12 protein-coding genes are annotated in these 17774 nt (G+C 70.8%); 6 read left to right on the forward strand and 6 right to left on the reverse strand.

Features of this window, described 5'->3' with window-relative positions; all coding sequences use genetic code 11:
- Positions 1-124 precede the first annotated feature (124 nt).
- Positions 125-1483 carry a cellulase family glycosylhydrolase gene (locus ACFP2T_RS18820; RefSeq protein WP_377423462.1) on the forward strand — a complete coding sequence of 453 codons (1359 nt, stop codon included), beginning with the start codon at positions 125-127 and terminating at the stop codon, positions 1481-1483.
- Positions 1484-1804: 321 nt separating this feature from the next.
- Positions 1805-3256, forward strand: a complete 1452-nt coding sequence (gndA, locus tag ACFP2T_RS18825) for an NADP-dependent phosphogluconate dehydrogenase (RefSeq protein WP_377423465.1) — start codon at positions 1805-1807, stop codon at positions 3254-3256.
- 86 nt (positions 3257-3342) lie between these two features.
- Here the strand turns inward: gndA and ACFP2T_RS18830 are convergent, their stop codons facing one another.
- On the reverse strand, positions 3343-4917 hold the full coding sequence (locus tag ACFP2T_RS18830; RefSeq protein ID WP_377423468.1) for an alkaline phosphatase D family protein: 1575 nt from the start codon (positions 4915-4917) through the stop codon (positions 3343-3345).
- A gap of 329 nt (positions 4918-5246) precedes the next feature.
- Here ACFP2T_RS18830 and ACFP2T_RS18835 point away from each other — a divergent pair, with 329 nt between their 5' ends.
- The gene (locus ACFP2T_RS18835; protein WP_377423470.1) at positions 5247-7619 is read left to right on the forward strand and encodes an alpha/beta hydrolase; all 2373 of its coding nucleotides are present in this window, start codon (positions 5247-5249) and stop codon (positions 7617-7619) included.
- Between the two features lie 99 nt (positions 7620-7718).
- Here the strand turns inward: ACFP2T_RS18835 and ACFP2T_RS18840 are convergent, their stop codons facing one another.
- The 3 genes from ACFP2T_RS18840 to ACFP2T_RS18850 form a co-directional block, all read right to left on the reverse strand.
- Positions 7719-8549: an SAM-dependent methyltransferase gene (locus tag ACFP2T_RS18840; RefSeq protein WP_377423473.1), complete on the reverse strand. Its 831-nt coding sequence runs from the start codon at positions 8547-8549 to the stop codon at positions 7719-7721.
- 54 nt (positions 8550-8603) lie between these two features.
- Complete coding sequence (locus ACFP2T_RS18845; protein ID WP_377423476.1) at positions 8604-9488, reverse strand: helix-turn-helix domain-containing protein; 885 nt, start codon at positions 9486-9488, stop codon at positions 8604-8606.
- A gap of 156 nt (positions 9489-9644) precedes the next feature.
- Positions 9645-10145, reverse strand: coding sequence for an Lrp/AsnC family transcriptional regulator (locus ACFP2T_RS18850; protein ID WP_377423479.1), 501 nt, complete (start codon positions 10143-10145; stop codon positions 9645-9647).
- Positions 10146-10207: 62 nt separating this feature from the next.
- Here ACFP2T_RS18850 and ACFP2T_RS18855 point away from each other — a divergent pair, with 62 nt between their 5' ends.
- Entirely contained in the window at positions 10208-11116 is a 909-nt protein-coding gene (locus ACFP2T_RS18855; protein WP_377423482.1) for an EamA family transporter, read from the forward strand.
- An 87-nt stretch (positions 11117-11203) separates the two neighbouring features.
- Positions 11204-12127, forward strand: coding sequence for an aldo/keto reductase (locus tag ACFP2T_RS18860; RefSeq protein WP_377423821.1), 924 nt, complete (start codon positions 11204-11206; stop codon positions 12125-12127).
- Between the two features lie 93 nt (positions 12128-12220).
- Here ACFP2T_RS18860 and ACFP2T_RS18865 read toward each other — a convergent pair whose 3' ends face one another.
- Positions 12221-13591: a pectate lyase gene (locus tag ACFP2T_RS18865; RefSeq protein ID WP_377423484.1), complete on the reverse strand. Its 1371-nt coding sequence runs from the start codon at positions 13589-13591 to the stop codon at positions 12221-12223.
- 361 nt (positions 13592-13952) lie between these two features.
- On the opposite strand from ACFP2T_RS18865, the gene ACFP2T_RS18870 reads away from it, so the two are divergent.
- Entirely contained in the window at positions 13953-16055 is a 2103-nt protein-coding gene (locus tag ACFP2T_RS18870) for a sigma-70 family RNA polymerase sigma factor (protein ID WP_377423487.1), read from the forward strand.
- A 25-nt stretch (positions 16056-16080) separates the two neighbouring features.
- Here ACFP2T_RS18870 and ACFP2T_RS18875 read toward each other — a convergent pair whose 3' ends face one another.
- The gene (locus ACFP2T_RS18875) at positions 16081-17514 is read right to left on the reverse strand and encodes a hypothetical protein (protein ID WP_377423489.1); all 1434 of its coding nucleotides are present in this window, start codon (positions 17512-17514) and stop codon (positions 16081-16083) included.
- Positions 17515-17774 lie beyond the last annotated feature (260 nt).

The following is a 17774-nucleotide window of genomic DNA, read 5'->3' on the forward strand; positions in this document are numbered from 1 at the left end:
GGTCCGCTTGCCCCCGGCTACACATTGACCTACGCTGATTGCCGCTGTGAGCCGGGCAACGATCAGCGGGTCCGTAACGGGCCCATCCTGCCCCGGCTCCGGGGCCTTCCCTCAGAGGTAGGTCATGAAGAGACAACTCACCGTCCTCGGCGTCGCACTGCTCGTCGCCGCGGCATCCGTCCTGATGTTCGCGCGCCCCGCCGACGCCGCCGTGGGCCTGCGGGTCAGCGGCACCAACATCGTCGAGGCCAACGGCCAGCGGTTCATCATGCGGGGGGTCAACCACCCGCACGTCTGGTTCACCGGTCAGACCAGCGCGTTCGCCAACATCAAGGCGCTCGGTGCCAACACCGTGCGCGTGGTGCTGGGCAGCGGCAAGCGATGGGGTCCCTCCACCGACGTCGCCAACGTCATCTCGCTGTGCAAGCAGAACAGGCTGATCTGCGTCCTGGAGGTGCACGACACCACCGGATACGGCGAGGAGGGCGCGGCCGCCAGCCTCGACGAGGCGGTCGACTACTGGATCAGCCAGAAGAGCGCGCTCGTCGGCCAGGAGAACTACGTCGTCATCAACATCGGCAACGAACCGATCGGGAACACCAACGCCAGCCAGTGGATCAACGCCACCACCGGCGCCATCCAGAAGATGCGCAGCAACGGCTTCGAGCATCTGCTCATGGTCGACGCGCCGAACTGGGGTCAGGACTGGCAGTACGTCATGCGGGACAACGCCCAGACGATCCTGAACGCCGACAGCAGGCGCAACACCGTGCTGTCGATCCACATGTACGCCGTGTTCAACACCGCCGCCAGCATCACCGACTACCTCAACCGGTTCCAGAGCAACGGATGGCCGCTCGTCATCGGCGAGTTCGGCTGGCGGTTCAACCCCAACGAGGTGGACCACGACACGATCCTGGCCGAGGCCAACTCCCGGGGCCTCGGCTATCTCGCCTGGTCATGGAGCGGCAACACCGATCCGATCCTCGACATGACGGTCAACTTCGACCCCACCCAGCTCACCACCTGGGGTCAGCGGATCTTCAACGGCGCGAACGGCATCAGGTCCACGGCCAGGGAAGCCACGATCTACAGCGGCGGGCAGCCGACCACGACGCCGACCGCCACACCGCCGACGACCACGCCGCCGGTGACGCCGACGACCACGCCACCCGGCGCCACCCGGGCCTGCACCGCGACGTACTCGGTCGTGGGCCAGTGGTCCGGGGGCTTCCAGGGCGACGTGCGGGTCACCGCCGGCGGCAGCGCCATCAGCGGCTGGGCGGTCACGCTGGCGTTCCCCAACGGCCAGACGGTCAGCCAGGCCTGGAACGCCACGGTCACCACCAGCGGATCCACCGTCACCGCCCGCAACGTGGGCTACAACGGCAGCCTCGCCGCCGGAGCCGGCACCACGTTCGGCTTCATCGGTTCGTGGAACGGCAGCAACGGCGCACCGACCCTGACCTGCACCGCCACCTGAACCACCTGCACCACCTGCATCGCCACCTGAACCACCGGTAACCATCCGGGCCGGGCGCCCACCTCGCCCGGCCTTCGAACGGGCATCACCAGAGGGAAACGCGGACAGTAGCGGAGCCGCCGTCGGACAGCGATGGCGATGACACCGGTGATCCGTCCGACCCGGCCGTCTGGCCACCGATAAGATCCCAGGTCACCAGGGGGTCGAGGTATTTCGGCACCGCACCAGGCCACCGATGGCGTCGGCATGGGCGGCCCGCCGCGATACGGTCACGAAGGCACGATGCCAAACGGTGCTGCCGAGGAAAGGTGGACGGTCAGGATGACCGAAGAAGCAACCGCGCCGCGAACGGGCGCTCAGATCGGGGTGACCGGGCTGGCGGTCATGGGCCGGAACCTGGCCCGTAACCTGGCTCGACACGGGTTCACCGTGGCGGTGCACAACCGCTCGCCCGAGCGCACCCGGCGGCTGGTCGCCGAGCACGGCGACGAGGGCACCTTCGTGCCCGGCGAGTCGCTGGCCGACTTCGTCAACTCGCTGGAGCGGCCCCGCGCGGTCATCGTGATGGTCAAGGCGGGCGGGCCGACGGACGCGGTGATCGAGGAACTGGTGCCGCTGCTGGACGCCGGCGACATCGTGGTCGACTGCGGCAACGCCCACTTCGACGACACCCGCCGCCGCGAGGAGGCACTGCGCGAGCACGGTCTGCACTTCGTCGGCACCGGCGTCTCCGGCGGTGAGGAGGGCGCACTGCTCGGGCCGAGCATCATGCCGGGCGGCTCGGCCGAGTCGTACGCCAAGCTCGGGCCGATGTTCGAGTCGATCGCCGCGCAGGTCGACGGGGTGCCGTGCTGCGTGCACGTCGGACCGGACGGTGCCGGGCACTTCGTGAAGATGGTGCACAACGGCATCGAGTACGCCGACATGCAACTCATCGCCGAGGCCTACGACCTGCTGCGGGCCGGTCTGTCCGCGAGTCCGGCCGAGATCGCCGAGATCTTCCGCACCTGGAACTCGGGCGAGCTGGAGTCGTTCCTGATCGAGATCACCGCCGACGTGCTGGCCCACACCGACGCCAACGGTCAGCCGTTCGTCGACGTGGTGCTGGACCGGGCCGAGCAGAAGGGCACCGGCCGATGGACGGTGCAGAGCGCGCTCGACCTGGGCATCCCGATCACCGGCATCGCCGAGGCCACCTTCGCCCGGTCACTGTCCGGACACGCCGATCAACGGGCCGCCGCCGCCCGGGCCTTCCCCGACACCCCCGCCTGGCAGGTGGAGGACCGGGACGTGTTCGTCGAGGACGTCCGCAAGGCACTCCTCGCCTCGAAGATCGTGGCCTACGCGCAGGGCTTCGACCACATCCAGGCCGGCAGCCAGGAGTACGGCTGGCAGATCGACCGGGGTGCGGTGGCCAGCATCTGGCGTGGCGGGTGCATCATCCGCGCCCGCTTCCTGGACCGGATCCGCGAGGCGTACGACGACCAGCCGGACCTGCCGACGCTGCTGGTGGCGCCGTACTTCGCCAAGGCGACCGGCGACGGCGTACCGAGCTGGCGGAGGGTGGTGGCCGACGCCGCCCGGGCCGGGGTGCCCACCCCGGCGTTCTCCTCGTCGCTGGCCTACTTCGACGCGCTGCGCCGGGACCGACTGCCCGCCGCGCTGATTCAGGGGCTGCGGGACAACTTCGGGGCGCACACCTACCAGCGGGTCGACCGGCCGGGATCCTTCCACACCCTGTGGGCCGGCGACCGCTCCGAGCTGGCCAGCTGACGGCGTCCGGCGTACCTGGTGGCGAGCCACCAGGTACGCCGGATACCGGGGATCTCCTCGACCGGGGCGGGACCCCTGCACCGGTGTCAGGCCGACACGTGTGCCACCCCGGGCCTTCCGCTCTGCACGTAGACGCTGGCCCGCGTCGAGACCGGGGCTCCGGGCGCGTTGACGAAGGGCACGACCCGGTAGTCGGTACGCATTTCGCCACGGCCGAGGTGGCAGACCTGGTACCCGCGCTGGGAGTTGTGGAATTTCATGTGCGGGTTCTCGGCCAGCCAGGTGACGCCGAGCGCGTCCATGTCCGTCCCGTTGCCGCCCGAGCTGATCGACGTGCCGAGGAACTCGGTGCCGACCGTGCGCGAGCCCGGGTTGGCGAAGTCCAGCTTGAGGTCGGCGGCCACGCTGCGGTGAGCGTCGCCGGTGATGATGACGAAGTTCTCGACCCGTCGCGCCGCCACGCCCTCGAACAGCCGCTGGCGCGCGGCGGCGTACCCGTCCCAGGTGTCCATGCCGAACGTCTCCGCCGCGCCGTCGGTGTGGTCGGCCTCCATCGCGAAGATCTGGTTGCCGAGCACGTTCCACCGCGCGGTGGAGGCGCGGAGTCCGGCCAGCAGCCACGCCTCCTGCCTGGCGCCGAGCATCTGGCGGTTCGGGTCCCAGCGGAGCGACTGGTCGGTGAGCTGCTGGTCACGGAACCGCCGGGTGTCGAGCACGTCGAGTTGCAGCAGGTCGCCGAACCGCAGCCGCCGGTACACCTGCATCTCCGGGCCCCGGGGCATCGACGACGCACGCAGTGGCAGATTCTCGTAGTACGCCTGATAGGCGGCGGCCCGGCGGAGCCGGAACACGGCCGGGTCCTGGTCCGGCTCGGTGTCCGGCTGCGAGTGGTCACCGGCCCAGTTGTTCTCCACGTCGTGGTCGTCGGGGGCGACCACCCAGGGCGCGGCCGCGTGCGCCGCCCGCAGCGCCGGGTCGAGCTTGTACTGGGCGTACCGGATCCGGTAGTCCGTCAGGGAGAACGTCTCCACGGCCGGGAGGTGTGCGCGCCCGATCGAGCCCGCGCCGCCGCCCTCGTAGATGTAGTCCCCGAGGTGGACGACCAGGTCCAGGTCCTCGCGGGCCATGTGCTCGAACGCGGTGAAGTAGCCGTCGGTGTAGGCCTGGCAGCTCGCGAACGCGAAGGTCAGCGACTTGAGGGTGGTCCAGGGACGCGGTGCCGTGCGGGTCCGGCCCACCGGGCTGACCTGGTCAAAGACCCGGAACCGGTACCAGTACCCGCGGTCCGGCCGTAGGCCGCGCACCTCGGCATGCACCGAGTGCCCCCAGCTGGCCGTGGCCCGTTCGACGCCACGGCGCACCACCCGACGGAATCTCTCGTCCTCGGCCACCTCCCACCGCACGTTGACGGCGCGGTCGGGCATGCCCCCGAGCCCGTCGAGGGCGAGCGGGTCCGGCGCCAGGCGGGTCCAGAGCACGACGCCGTCGGGCGTCGGGTCGCCGGACGCGACGCCGAGCGTGAACGCGTAGCCCGGCAGGGTGAACCGGTCGTTCGAGACGGCGGACGTCGCCGAGGCGGGTTCGGCGGCGAGGATCGACGCGCCTGCGGCGATGCCGCCCAGGGCAAGGAACTGACGACGGGGCAGCGGGGACTGCGTCATGGGGGGTGCCTTCCGGGCAGTGGTCGGTGTTGCCTTTGTTCGTGATCATCCCAACTGCCCGACATGACACCCGCTGGAACACGTGGTGAACAGAACCGCTCGTACATCGGATCCGGATGCACCCGGTGCCGCCGTCCGATGTAGACCCGACGCAGCTCCGTGCCGCCTCCGCACCGCGTCGGGTTCCGTCAGTCCAAAGTAGGCAGATGGACACCCGTCGCATTGATCGAAGCGATCCGGGCGCTCTAGGATGGCGGCGCATCTGATCTGGGAGCGCTCCCGAGGTGGCGGCGCTCCGCCCACAACGGAATACACGGGGGAGCATGCTCATGCGGGTTGGCAGAGCCGTGATGACGGCGGCGGTAACGCTCACAGTGACGATCGGCGGCGGCGGTGCCGCCTGGGCGAGTCCTGGTGACCCGCACCGGGGCACGCTGGCCGTCGCCCAGTCCTCGTTGCCGGACGGTTGGACACTGACGAAGGCGGCGTCCGGGTTCGAACTCACCTGGCATTCGGAGCAACTGGTACGGACCGGCGACGCCGCGGTCGAGTTCCACGCCGGAGGCCGGCTGCTCGGCCGGCCCGGGGCCGCACCAGACCAGCGCGGTTTCCACCTGGCCATCGACGACGTCACCGCACAAAACCTGACCGATCTCCAGGTGCGGGCCAGCGGGCGGCGCCTCGACGTCGCGGTGGACCCGACGATCCCCCGCACGGCCACGGCACCGCCGACGCTGGCGGCCGCCCAACTGCCACCCAACGCGGTCGACCCGGGCGTGCCGGGTCCATACTCGACGCTCTCCGGCGAGTACACGCTGCCCGACGTGACGCTGCCAGGCTTCGCGGTGCCGGTGGAGATGCGCGGCTACGTCGTGGCGCCGCAGGGTACGTCCGGCCAGCGCCCACTGGTGTTGATCCTGCATGGTCGGCACCCCACCTGCTACCAGGGCACGGCCGAGCCGACCACGGTCTGGCCCTGCCCCAGTGGCTGGAACGCGCTGCCGAGTCACCGTGGGTACGAACGGATCCAGCAGCTACTCGCCTCGCAGGGTTACGTGACCGTGTCCATCTCCGCGAACGGCATCAACGCGCAGGACGGTGCCGGCCTGCCGCCCCAGGACGCCGGTGCACAGGCCCGGTCGTCCCTGGTCCGGTTGCATCTGGGCCGCTGGGCGAACTGGGCCGGCACGGGCCGCCCCACCGCACCCGACGTGGTACGGAACGCCCCCGTGCCGAACATGTCCAACGTCCTGCTGGTCGGGCACTCCCGAGGTGGCGAGGGCGTCAGCCGGGCTGCCGTCGACAGCGTCAACCGGCCGCCCGCCGCTCAGGACGGATACCCGGGAACGGTCGGCTGGCAGATCCGTGGGCTGGCGTTGATCGCACCGTCGATCTACAGCCACAACCCCGCTCCCGACGTACCGTCGGTGACCATCCTGCCGAGCTGCGACGGTGACCTGTCCGACCTGGAAGGCGAGTTGTACCTGGACGCGACCCGTGGCGTCGGCCGTGGGTTCGCCCTGCACGGCGCCGCCTACGTGCTCGGCGCCAACCACAACTACTTCAACACCGAGTGGACCCCCGGCCTGTCCGCGGCGAAGTCCTGGGACGACTACCCCAGCCCGCACGACCCGGTCTGCCGGTCGGCCTCGCCGACCCGGCTGACGCCCGTCCAGCAACAGAACGTCGGCGCCACCTACGTGGCGGCCGCCGCCGCAACGTTCGTGGCCGCCAACGACCAGGTACGCCCGCTGCTGGACGGATCGGGCTTCCGGGCACCCTCGACGGACCCGGCCACGGTGGTCAGCCACGCGGTGGGCGGCAACCGGACAGGTCTGATCGTGCCCACCGCCTCGACCGTGGTGAGCGGCGCGAACGGCCGGCTCTGCGAACAGGTCGTCCCGGCGGGTTCGTCCACCGGCTGCGAGAACCCGAAGTCGCCGCACTTCGCCCCGTTCGACCCGGTCAGCCCCGAGGCCGGCCGGCACGCCGTCCTGGTGACCTGGGCGACGCCCGGCGCACCGGTCAGTATCCGGCCGCCGGCACCGGTTTCGCTCTCCAGCGCACAGTCGGTGGCGATGCGGGTCGTCGTTCCGCCCGGCTCGCCGGGCACCCAGTTCGACGTCGCCATCACGGACTCCGCGGGCCGCCGCGCCACGCTCGGCACGACCACCCTCGACCCCTGGCCCGCCCCGACGCAGACGTCGTCCGACTGGGGCCACGAGGTGCGGATGCCGCTGACCAACGCCAGCGCGGCCGGGCTGAACCTCAGCCAGGTCGCGACGCTGGAGGTGGTGCCGCGCGCGGGCGAAACCTGGGCCAGGATCTGGCTGATCGACGCCTGGGGCTGGCGGTCCGGAACTCCGGCCCCGCAGCCGGTGTCGCGGCCCCGGCTGGACCTGGGTGAGCGGACGGTCCAGGAGGGCAATTCCGGGACCGTCACCTATCAGGTACCGACCCAGGTCTCCGGCAGTGGTACCGGCCAGGTACGGGTGTTCGTCGTGGATCCCGTCACGGGGCTCGCCACGGCCAGCGTCGTGACCGTCCCGTCCGGCAGCACCAGCATCTCCGTCCCGATCGCGGTGACCGGCAACACCCAGCCCGGAGACGGCCGGAGGTACGTCGTGGCGGTCAAGGCCGTTCAAGGGGTGGCCGTGGGCGACGCCTACGGGCAGTTGACCGTCCAGGACGACGACGCCTGACCAGATCCGCCCGACGGTGAGGGCGTCCCGCACGACCTGCGGGACGCCCTCACCGGGGCACGGGGGTGTGCACCGCCGAACCCGGCGGTGCACATGCCGTTAGAGCCTCGCGGGCTTGCGGCCGACGCCGACCAGATTGTCCAGCGGGCGCGGTGGGCCGGACGGGTCGGGATCGGGTCGCCACCGGGTGACATCCACCAGGCCGGGCTCGACCAGCTCCAGACCATCGAAGTAACTGGCGATCTCTTCGGGGCTACGCATCGCGTACGGCGGGTTGGCCGACTCGTTCCAGATCCTCATCACGTCGTTGAGTTCCTGGTTGGTGTCGGTGCCGTCGACGACCACCAGGTGACTGCCGACGGCCAGGGAATCCATGAGCCGTCGCACGATCGACCGGGCCTCGTCGACGGTGGGCAGGTGGGCCAGGATCCCGGACAGCATGAGCGCGACCGGCCGGGTGAGGTCGAGCGTCCGCCCCGCCTCCCGCAGGATCGTCTCGGTGTCCCGGAGGTCGGCCTCGACGTAGTCCGTGGCGCCCTCGGGGCCACTGGTCAGCAGGGCCCGGGCGTGCACGAGCACGAGCGGGTCGTAGTCGACGTAGACGATGCGGGCCGCCGGGGCCGCCGCCTGGGCCACCTCGTGCGTGTTGTTGGTGGTGGGCAGCCCGGTGCCGACGTCCAGGAACTGCGTGACACCGGCCTCGCCGGCCAGGTACCGCACGGCCCGGTTCAGCACGGCACGGTCGGCACGGGCAATGTCGACGATGATCGGATAGGCCGCCGCGATCTCGTCGCCGAGGGCACGGTCGACGGCGTAGTTGTCCTTGCCGCCGAGCCAGTAGTTCCAGACCCGGGCCGTCTGCGGAACGGTGCTGTCAATCCTGGGTCCGGCCGTCCGCTCCTCAGTGGACGGATCTGTCTCCTCGGTCACGCGCACTACCCCTCGGTCCGTCGCCGTCCAATGACGCGCCAAGGATACATTCGGTCACCGGGTCGTCCCGTCGAAGTCGTGGATGATCCGCTCCAGGATCTGGACGGTGTCCTCCAACGGAGCGGCCTCGACGAACAGGCGGTTCACCGCGTCGAAGTAGCACTCGACGTCCTCGCGCTTGTCCAGATACAGCGCGCTCGTCAACTGTTCGATGTAGACCAGGTCGGGCAGGTCCTGCTGGGGAAAACGCAGGATGCTGAAGGCCCCACCGGCCGCGGCGTGTCCACCGGCGACAAGTGGAAGCACCTGGAGCCGCACGTTGGGCTTCTTCGTGACGATGCAGATCAGCGCCTCGAGCTGGTCACGCATCACGTGCGGGCCACCGACCGGACGCCGTAGCGCGGCCTCGTCCACCACCGCCCACAGCTTGGGCGGATCCGGGCGGCTGAGCACCTGTTGCCGCTCCAGCCGCAGACCTACCCGCCGCGCGACCTCGTCCTCCCGCGCCGCACCGTGGCCGAGGCGCACGACCGCCCGCGCGTACTCCTCGGTCTGTAGCAGCCCAGGGACGAACTGGACCTCGTAGCTCCGGATCAGCGTCGCCGTCGCTTCCAGACCCAGGTAACGCTGGAACCAGTTCGGCGTGACATCGCTGTACGGATGCCACCACCCCGGTGCGTTGGCCTCGCGGACCCGCGCCAGCAGCGCCGCCCGTTCCCGCTCGTCATCCACGCCGTAGAGGGACAACAGGTCCAGTACGTCGCGCTCCTTGAAGCCGACCCGGCCCAGCTCCATCCGACTGATCTTCGACTCCGAGGCGCGGATCGGCTCGCCAGCCTCCGCCCTGGTCAGGCCCCGCTCCTCGCGCAATCGCCGCAACTGCGCACCCAACACTGTCCGCACGGCTGTGGGACCGTCCTGCTGTGGTTGTGCACTCACCCTGCACCTCCGGGTTCTGCCCGATGCCAAGCATGCCACCGGTCTTCCGCCAGAGCTACCATCCGGCGACCCCTCGGCCGACGCCGGCCGGTCCGGTGGAGTACCGACGGCCGAACGGGCGGCACGGCACCACGAAGCCGGGCCGGTGCCGTGGGGTCAGTCGGCGCGGCCGGCGGCCGGTGGCCGGGGTGGCACCGGTGTGGAGACGACGAACGAACTGGTGGTCTGCCCGTACAACAGAAACTGGTCAAGGACGCCCTCCAACGCCTCGATACTCGGCACGTGCACCTTGAGCAGGAAGCAGTCCTCACCGGAGATCCGGTGGCACTCGCTGACCTCGGGCACCTGACCGGCCAGCTTGGCGATCCTGGGCAGTTGCCCCGGACCGGGCCGGACCCGTACCCATGCGGCGACCGGAAGTCCGACGGCCGCCGGATCGACGTCGAGGCGGTAACCACGGATCACGCCGGCCTGTTCCAGCCGGGTCACCCGCTCCCGGATCGCGGGCGCGGACATGCCGACGCGGCGGGCCAGTTCCGAGGCGGTCAACCGGGGGTCGTCGGCGAGAATGTCGAGGAGTCGCCGATTGACGTCGTCCAGCAGTGACTTTCCATCTGGAATGCCCTTCGGCGGTCTTGCCGACCTCGACGGCGACATCAGCGCACCCTGACCTTCGTTTCGACATGGACCTTGGCCTGCATACCTTCAACCATAGTGAGGTGGCCGAGACCGATTCGACGGCGGCGCGGACGACCCCCGGAACCGGCGGGCTCGCCGAGCGCGTACCGCCGCACGCGTACTTCGTCGTCAGCGCGGTCTTCCACTATCTGGGCCCGGCGTTCGCGGTGCTGCTGTTCGCCCGGGTCGACGTCCTCGGGGTGGCCTGGCTGCGCATCGCCTCCGCGGCGATGATCCTCGCGCTGTGGCGGCGACCGTGGCGCACCTGGCGACGCCTGGACCCTCCGACGCGCCGGCTCCTGCTCGGCTGGGCCGCCGCGCTGGCCCTCATGAACAGCTGCTTCTACCTGGCGATCGACCGGCTCCCGCTCGGCACGGTCGCGGCCATCGAGTTCGTACCCGTGATTGCCCTGGCGGCGCTCGGCACACGCACCGGACGCAACGCCGCCGCCCTCGCCATCGCCGTCGGCGGGGTGTACCTGCTGACCGACGTCCGGCTCGCCGCCGAACCCCTCGGGATCGCCCTGGCCGTGGCGAACGCCGGGCTGTTCAGCGTGTACATCGTCGTGGGCCACCGGGTCGCGCGGAGTCCGGCCGTACGCGGCATCGACGGCCTGGCGCTCTCGATGCTCATCGCGGCGGTCATCGCGCTGCCGATCGGCATCACCGGTGCCGTGCCGGCGTTCACGGACCCGGTCGCCCTGGCCGCCGGGGTCGGCGTCGGGCTCTCGTCCTCGGTCGTCCCGTACGTCTGCGACCAGCTCGCCATGGCCCGACTCACCCGCCACGCGTACGCCCTGCTGGTGTCGCTGTTGCCCGCGACCGCCACGGTCGTCGGGGTGGTCGTCCTCACCCAGATCCCCACCACCGCCGAACTGGTCGGCGTCGTCCTCGTCGTCTGCGGAGTCGCCCTGCACCAGGAGCGGCACGCCCCGGCGAGCGCGGCCTGACCGGGCCGGCACCGAACGAAGGGAGCCACAGTGGAGTACCGCCGACTGGGTACGTCCGGCCTGAAGGTCTCGCGGATCGGCCTCGGCATGATGAGCTACGGCGACCCGGCCGCCCTGTCCTGGAGCCTGACCGAGGAGGCGGCCGAGCCGATCGTCCGACGTGCCGTGGAGGCCGGCGTGACGTTCTTCGACACCGCCGACATGTACTCGGACGGCGCCAGCGAGGAGATCACCGGACGGCTGCTCCGGCGGCTGTTCCGGCGACGCGGCGACTACGTCCTGGCGACCAAGGTCTACTACCCGATGGGCGAGGGCCCGAACGACCGGGGACTGTCCCGGGCACACATCATGGACTCCGTCGACGCCTCGCTGCGGCGGCTGGGCACCGACCACATCGACCTGTACCAGATCCACCGCTGGGACGCCGAAACCCCCATCGAGGAAACCATGGCGGCACTGCACGACGTCGTACGGGCCGGAAAGGTGCGGTACCTCGGCGCCTCCCTGATGCACGCGTGGCAGTTCGCGAAGGCCCAGTACGCGGCACAGGCGATCGGTGGCACCCGGTTCGTGTCCATGCAGACCCGCTACAACCTCGTCTACCGGGAGGAGGAGCGGGAGATGCTGCCGCTCTGCCTGGACCAGGGGGTGGGCGTCCTTCCGTACAGCCCGCTCGCCCGTGGGCTGCTCGCCCGCGCGGCCGAGCGGGACCACCCGAGCCGGACGCCCCGCGCGATCGACGAGAAGGGGACCTGGTCGAGGGTTGTCGACAACGACCACGATGTCGTCGACGCGCTGCGGGCGGTCGCCGCCGACCGGGCCCTGCCGCCCGCGCGGATCGCGCTGGCCTGGCTGCTCGACAACGCGGCGGTGACCGCCCCGATCATCGGAGCGACCCGGCCGGACCATCTCGACGACGCGGTGGCGACCGTCGGCCTCTCCCTCGACGAGCAGGAGCGGGCGAGGCTGGAGACGCCGTACCTGCCGCACGTCCGGTACGGCTACGAATAGCCGTACCCCGGCGGACGGCGCTGCCCTCCCGTTGGATGGCGGTGACCCGTCGCTGTCACGCGGAACGGGCCACCGCCACCAGCCGGGCGTCGGTCAGCGGTAGGTGATGTCGGAGCTGCTGTAGATGCAGTTGACGCCGTCCGCGCCCTCACCGATCAGTACGGGCTCGCTACCGCTGGACACGCCGCGGTACTTCTGGCAGACGGCCGCGTCGCCGTAGATGGTGATCCGGGTGAAGCGGGCGGTGTCACCCCAGTTGGTGTTGATGCCGGCAACGGCGTCGGCGTTGCGGACGGTCACGTTGTCCATCACGACGTGCCGCTGGTACGAGCTGGAGCAGTTGCCGCAGGCCCGGTAGAGCTTGCCGATGTTCTCGGCGTAGAAGCCGGAGATGTGGACGGTACCGGAGCCGTTGTGCTGGAACACCTTGTCGGACGCGGCTCGGGCGCCGCCCCCGATGACGTTGTAGGTGCTGCCACCGCGGAAGGTCGCGGCGTCCTCGCCCACGTCCTCCCACCAGACGTTGCGGATGGTGCAGTTGCCCTCGCAGTGGATGCCGTCACCGGCGGGCGCGCCGAGGATGACGTTCTGGATGGTGGCGCCGGCGGCGAGTTCGAATACCGGGTCCTGGCTCTCGCCCTGCCCGCCGTCGCCGATGCAGCAGTAGCGGCGCATTCCACCGTCGAAGGTGCCGGTGACCTGGATCGTGCCGTTGTTGACCGGCGCGTTGCCGGTCGGTGTCGGCCAGGTCGTACTGGGTGGCGTCGTCGTGGGGGGCGCGGTGGTGGGCGGGTTGTTCGGCGTCGTCGGATTCGGCGTCGGGGGGTTGGTTCCCGAGGTCGTCACCGACACGTCGTCGAACGCGGCGCTCGCGTAGACCGTCTGCAGGCCGATGCGCCCGGTGCCGGACACCGAACTGGAGCCCTGCGCGACCTGGGCGCCGTCCACGGTTCCCCGCACGGTCGAGTCGCTGACCTCGATCGCGAGCGTGTACCAGGTGCCGGTGGCGACCGTACGGGAGGCGCCGCCGATGACGGTGACGGTGCTGCCCTTGACGGCCTGGAGTTGCACCTGGTTGCCGGGCAGCAGCGCCAGCCGGTAGAAGGTGGTGGACCCGGTGGCCCTGGCCAGCAGCCCGACCTGACCGCCTGAGCCGAAACTCAGCGGCTTGACCCGGGCCTGCACGGCGTAGGAGGTCCAACTGGTCGTACCGGCGAACAGCCGGGCGTTCTCACTCCCGGCGTTGGACTGCCGGACCGCCTGGGAACCGTCGGCGACGACCGCCCAGGTACCGCCGGACTTGGACCAGCCGCTGGTGTTGCCGTCCTCGAAGTCGTCGTTGAACAGTGACGCGGCCTGCGCCGTGTGGCTGAAGCCGATGGCACCGACGACCAGCACCGCGACGGCGCCGGTGACCAGCGACCACCGACGCCATCGTCGACGGACCAGGGGGCGGGAGAACATGAGGAACCTCCAGGGGCGGGACGGAAGTGGGTTCCACGCACGTGCGGCGCGGCGTACGGCGCCCGAGAGCAGGTCGCGGCCGGGTCGGCAGCGTCGGGAGCCGGACTCAGGAAAGCGCGTTCCCAGGACACCTGCAAGATCGGGTTGGGTTTGTTGGCGCCCTCCGCGGCCGGGCTCCGATTGCTGTTATCCGCCGGCCCCGTCTCACGTCAACGAAGGTAGGCCACGCCCAGGCCACCTCCCCGGCGGGAGGTCGAACCATGCAAATATGACGATCAGGTGGTGAGGAGAGGAGGTCGCCCTGCGGACAGCGGTCGACTCCGCCCTCGTCAACGCGGCCCGGAGCGGGGACGAGCAGGCCATGGCGGCACTGGTGGCCGAGGCCATGCCGCTCGTATACAACGTGGTGGGCAAGGCCCTTCACGGCAGCCCCGACGTCGACGACGTGGTCCAGGAGACGATGCTCCGGGTCGTACGGGGAATTGTCGGGCTCAAGGATCCGGATCGCTTCCGCGCCTGGGTGATCTCGATCGCCTACCGTCAGATGCAGGATCGCGGCCGTTCGATCCGGGTCGCGACCGCGCTGGGGCCACTCGTCGGCGACGTATCGGAGTGGCCCGACCCGGCCGGCGATTTCGTCGACTCGACCATGTTCCGGCTCCACCTCTCCGGCGAACGCCGGGAGACCTACGAGGCCAGCCGATGGCTGACCGCCGAGGAACAGCGCGTCCTGCGGCTGTGGTGGCAGGAGTCCGCCGGCCTGCTCACCCGCGCGGACCTCGCCACCCGGCTCGGGCTCACCCCCGCGCACGCGGCGGTACGGGTGCAGCGGGTGAAGGCGCAGCTCGCACTCGCCCGTACGCTCTTGCGGGCCTGGCACGCGATCCCGCGATGTGCCGAGCTGGCCGTCGCGGGAGGCAAGCTGAGCGGGCCGTCGGATCCGCGATGGTTGAAGCGCCTCGGCCGGCACGTCCGACGCTGCGAGGTCTGTCTCGCCCACGAGCGGGAACTCATCCCCGCGGAACATCTGATCGCGGGTGCCAACCTGGCGCCCGTCCTCGCCGGGCTGGCCGGGTCGGCCGGCGCCGCGGCCACCGCCGGCGGGGCGGCCGCGCCCGCCTGGAGCCTGTGGGATCCGCTCCAGCGGGCCGTCAGATACCTGATGGCGAAGTTCCTGCCGGTCGGGGGAATCGTCGCGATCGGTACGGCCGGGGCGGTCGTCTACGCGGTGGCCTACCCGCCGTACCAGGAGAGCGGTCCCGGACTCGCGATCCCGTCGGTGCAGGCGTCGAACCGGGCGTCACCCGCCGCGCCGACGACGGGTCCGGGGAGCACATCGGCCCCGACCCCAGCACCGGCCGGCGGCGTCAACGGCGTCACGACCGCCTCCTACTACGTCGCGCCGAACGGCAGCGACACGAACCCCGGGAGCGTCGACCTCCCCTTCGCCACCCTCGACAGAGCGGCATCGGTGGTTCGTCCCGGCCAGAGCATCGCGCTGCGCGGCGGGGTGTACCGGCCCACCCGTCCGGTCGAGATCACCACGAGCGGGACGGCGGATCGGCGCATCGTGCTGAGCAACTACCGCACCGAGATTCCGGTCATCGACGCCTCGGGTATCCCGGCCGACGCGGCGTACGTCACCCAGCGGGCGAGCTACTGGACCGTCCAGGGACTGGAGATACAGGGCGCACCCGGGAACGCGTACGTCTGCCGATCATGCGCGCACAGCGTCTTCCGAGGGCTGTCGTTCCACGACAACGGGCAGACCGGACTGTTGCTGCGGGACGCGGACACCACCGGCAACCTGGTCGTCGACAGCGACTTCTTCCGCAACCACGACAACGCGACGAACGGGGAGTACGCCGACGGCCTGGGCATCGAGTACGGCTCCGGCACCGGGAACGTCGTACGGGGCTGCCGACTGTACGAGAACGCCGACGACGGCCTGGGCCTGCACGAGTTCACCGGCGCGGTCACCATCGACCGCACCTGGTCGTTCGGCAACGGCGTCAACCGCTGGGAGATCGCCCCCTTCGACGGCGACGGCTACGGGTTCAAACTCGGCGGCGGCACCCAACCCGCTCCGGTTGACCACGTGGTCACCGGCAGCGCGGCGTGGGACAACGCCGGGTACGGGTTCACCGAGAGCGGAAACACCGGCACGCTGACGGTTCGCCGCAACACGGCCTTCCGCAACGGAAAGACCGGCTTCGCCTTCGCGCGCTCGACATCGCTCCTGCGCCAGAACCTGGCCGTCGGCAACGGCCGCGACACCCAGTTCGGTGCCGGCGTGGACGCGGCGGACAACTCCTGGGACCAGGCCGGATGGAGCGACGCGGTGCTGCTCACCACCGATCCGGCGTCCACATTGGCCCCGAGGACACCGGGCGGCGGTCTGCCACCGACGACGTTCCTGACCAACAACCGGGACGACGGCATCGGCGCTTCCATGGGACCCTGACCGGAGTCCGGGAGATCGGATCGGGCTACTCGACGTAGCGGCGCAGCGCGGTCCGGATCTGCGCCTCGGTCGGCGTACTGACCTGCTGCTCGTCCGGATCCTGCCGGCCGTAGAGCAGGAACAGGCACTCGGCGTCGGCACCGTCGATCCGGGTCCGCCCAATGATCTTCGCGGTGCGCGCCTCGCGGATGACGAGCGTGTACCGCCCGAGCACCATGTCCTGGACGACCCGCTTGCCGTCGCCGAAGTAGCTGCACTCGTCGAGCACCCGGCCCTTCCGCAACTGGACGCAGGCGACGATCTGGATCTTCGCCGGGTTGTCCGAGTACCAACGCGCCGGTCCCCTGACGAAGTTCTCGTCGACGTAGACCGGGTGCGGCGCGCGGCCGGCGTACCGCGCCGCTCCGGTGAAGCCCTGGCCACGGCAGACGTCCGAATACCCGTAGATGGTCTCGGGCAGTGCGGGCCGAGGCGGTGGAACGGGCGACGGTGTCGGGCTCGGCCGGGTGGGCGAGGGCCTCGGAGCCGCCGACGGCGTGGGCCTGGTGGCGGCCGGACGGATCTCGTCGGCCGGCTCGTCGATCGCCGCGAACGCGACGCCGGGGAGCAACGCGAGCACCACCAGCCCCGCGAGGGAGGCGAGGTGGCGACGACGGCGATCCCGGGCGCGTCCGGCGGGGGTGACGGCGGCGGGGACGAAGATCGCGGTGCCCGGCCGACCGGATTCCGCCGGGGGTCGCAGTGCGGCGATCATCCCGGTCGCGGCGGTCGCCTCCGGCACCGGCCCGCTGAACCAGGCCCGCAGCTCGCCGGTCCGGCCGATGACGATCCGCTCCCCCGCCACGAGGCGGACCGACTCGATCAGCTCCCACGGCAGACGGTCACCGTCCGCCACCCGCTCCACCCCGTCGGCCGTCACCGCGAGTGGGCCGAACTCCACCCGCTCGCCGGCCCGCGCCGAAGCCACGTGGCGCGCCACGACGACGGGCCGGACGCCCTGCTCGACCGCTTCCACCAGGTCGGTCAGCGGCGCCAATCCGTCCAGGACGAACCGGACGGGTTCGACCGCCCCGACCGGGTGGACGCTGATCGCCCGACTGCCGTCCGGCCCGATCCGCACCGGGCCGCCCACCGACTCCCACCGGACCACCAGCGGCGGACCGCCGTCGAACACGTCGACGAATCCTCGCTCGTACACCACCAGCCACCGGCGACCGCCGACCGGCGGCAGGAGGCCCGCGTACGCCGCGGCACCGAGCGCGGCCACGGGAACGAGCACGACGCCGACCGCCGGCAGCCCCACCAGGAACGACAGCACCGCGAGTACGACCGCAGCCCCGACCGCGACCCAGATCGCGGTGAACGGATCGGCACGCCAGGCCCGGTAGGTGGCCACCCGCAGACCGAGATCCTGCTCGGCCGCCCCGATGGCGACGGTCCCAGGAGGACGAAGCAGCATGGGCACCTCCGGTGGGATCGTCGACGACCCACCGCCGCCGCACGACGATTGTCGCCGCTCCCGTCGGCAACCCGTGGTGGTCGTTCGTCGGGTCGTTCGACACCGGAACGCTCCCCGCGACCCGACGGCGTCGCACGGGCAACCCGACGTCCTGCACACCGTCGTCCCGGCCGACCAGGCTGCGACCGATGCCCCGGCTCGCGCTCAACTCGATCGCCGCCCGCCCGATAACCCCTGGTCAGCGACGTGTCAGACTGTTC

Source organism: Plantactinospora solaniradicis, from assembly GCF_042658085.1.
Taxonomy (GTDB): Bacteria; Actinomycetota; Actinomycetes; order Mycobacteriales; family Micromonosporaceae; genus Plantactinospora; species Plantactinospora solaniradicis.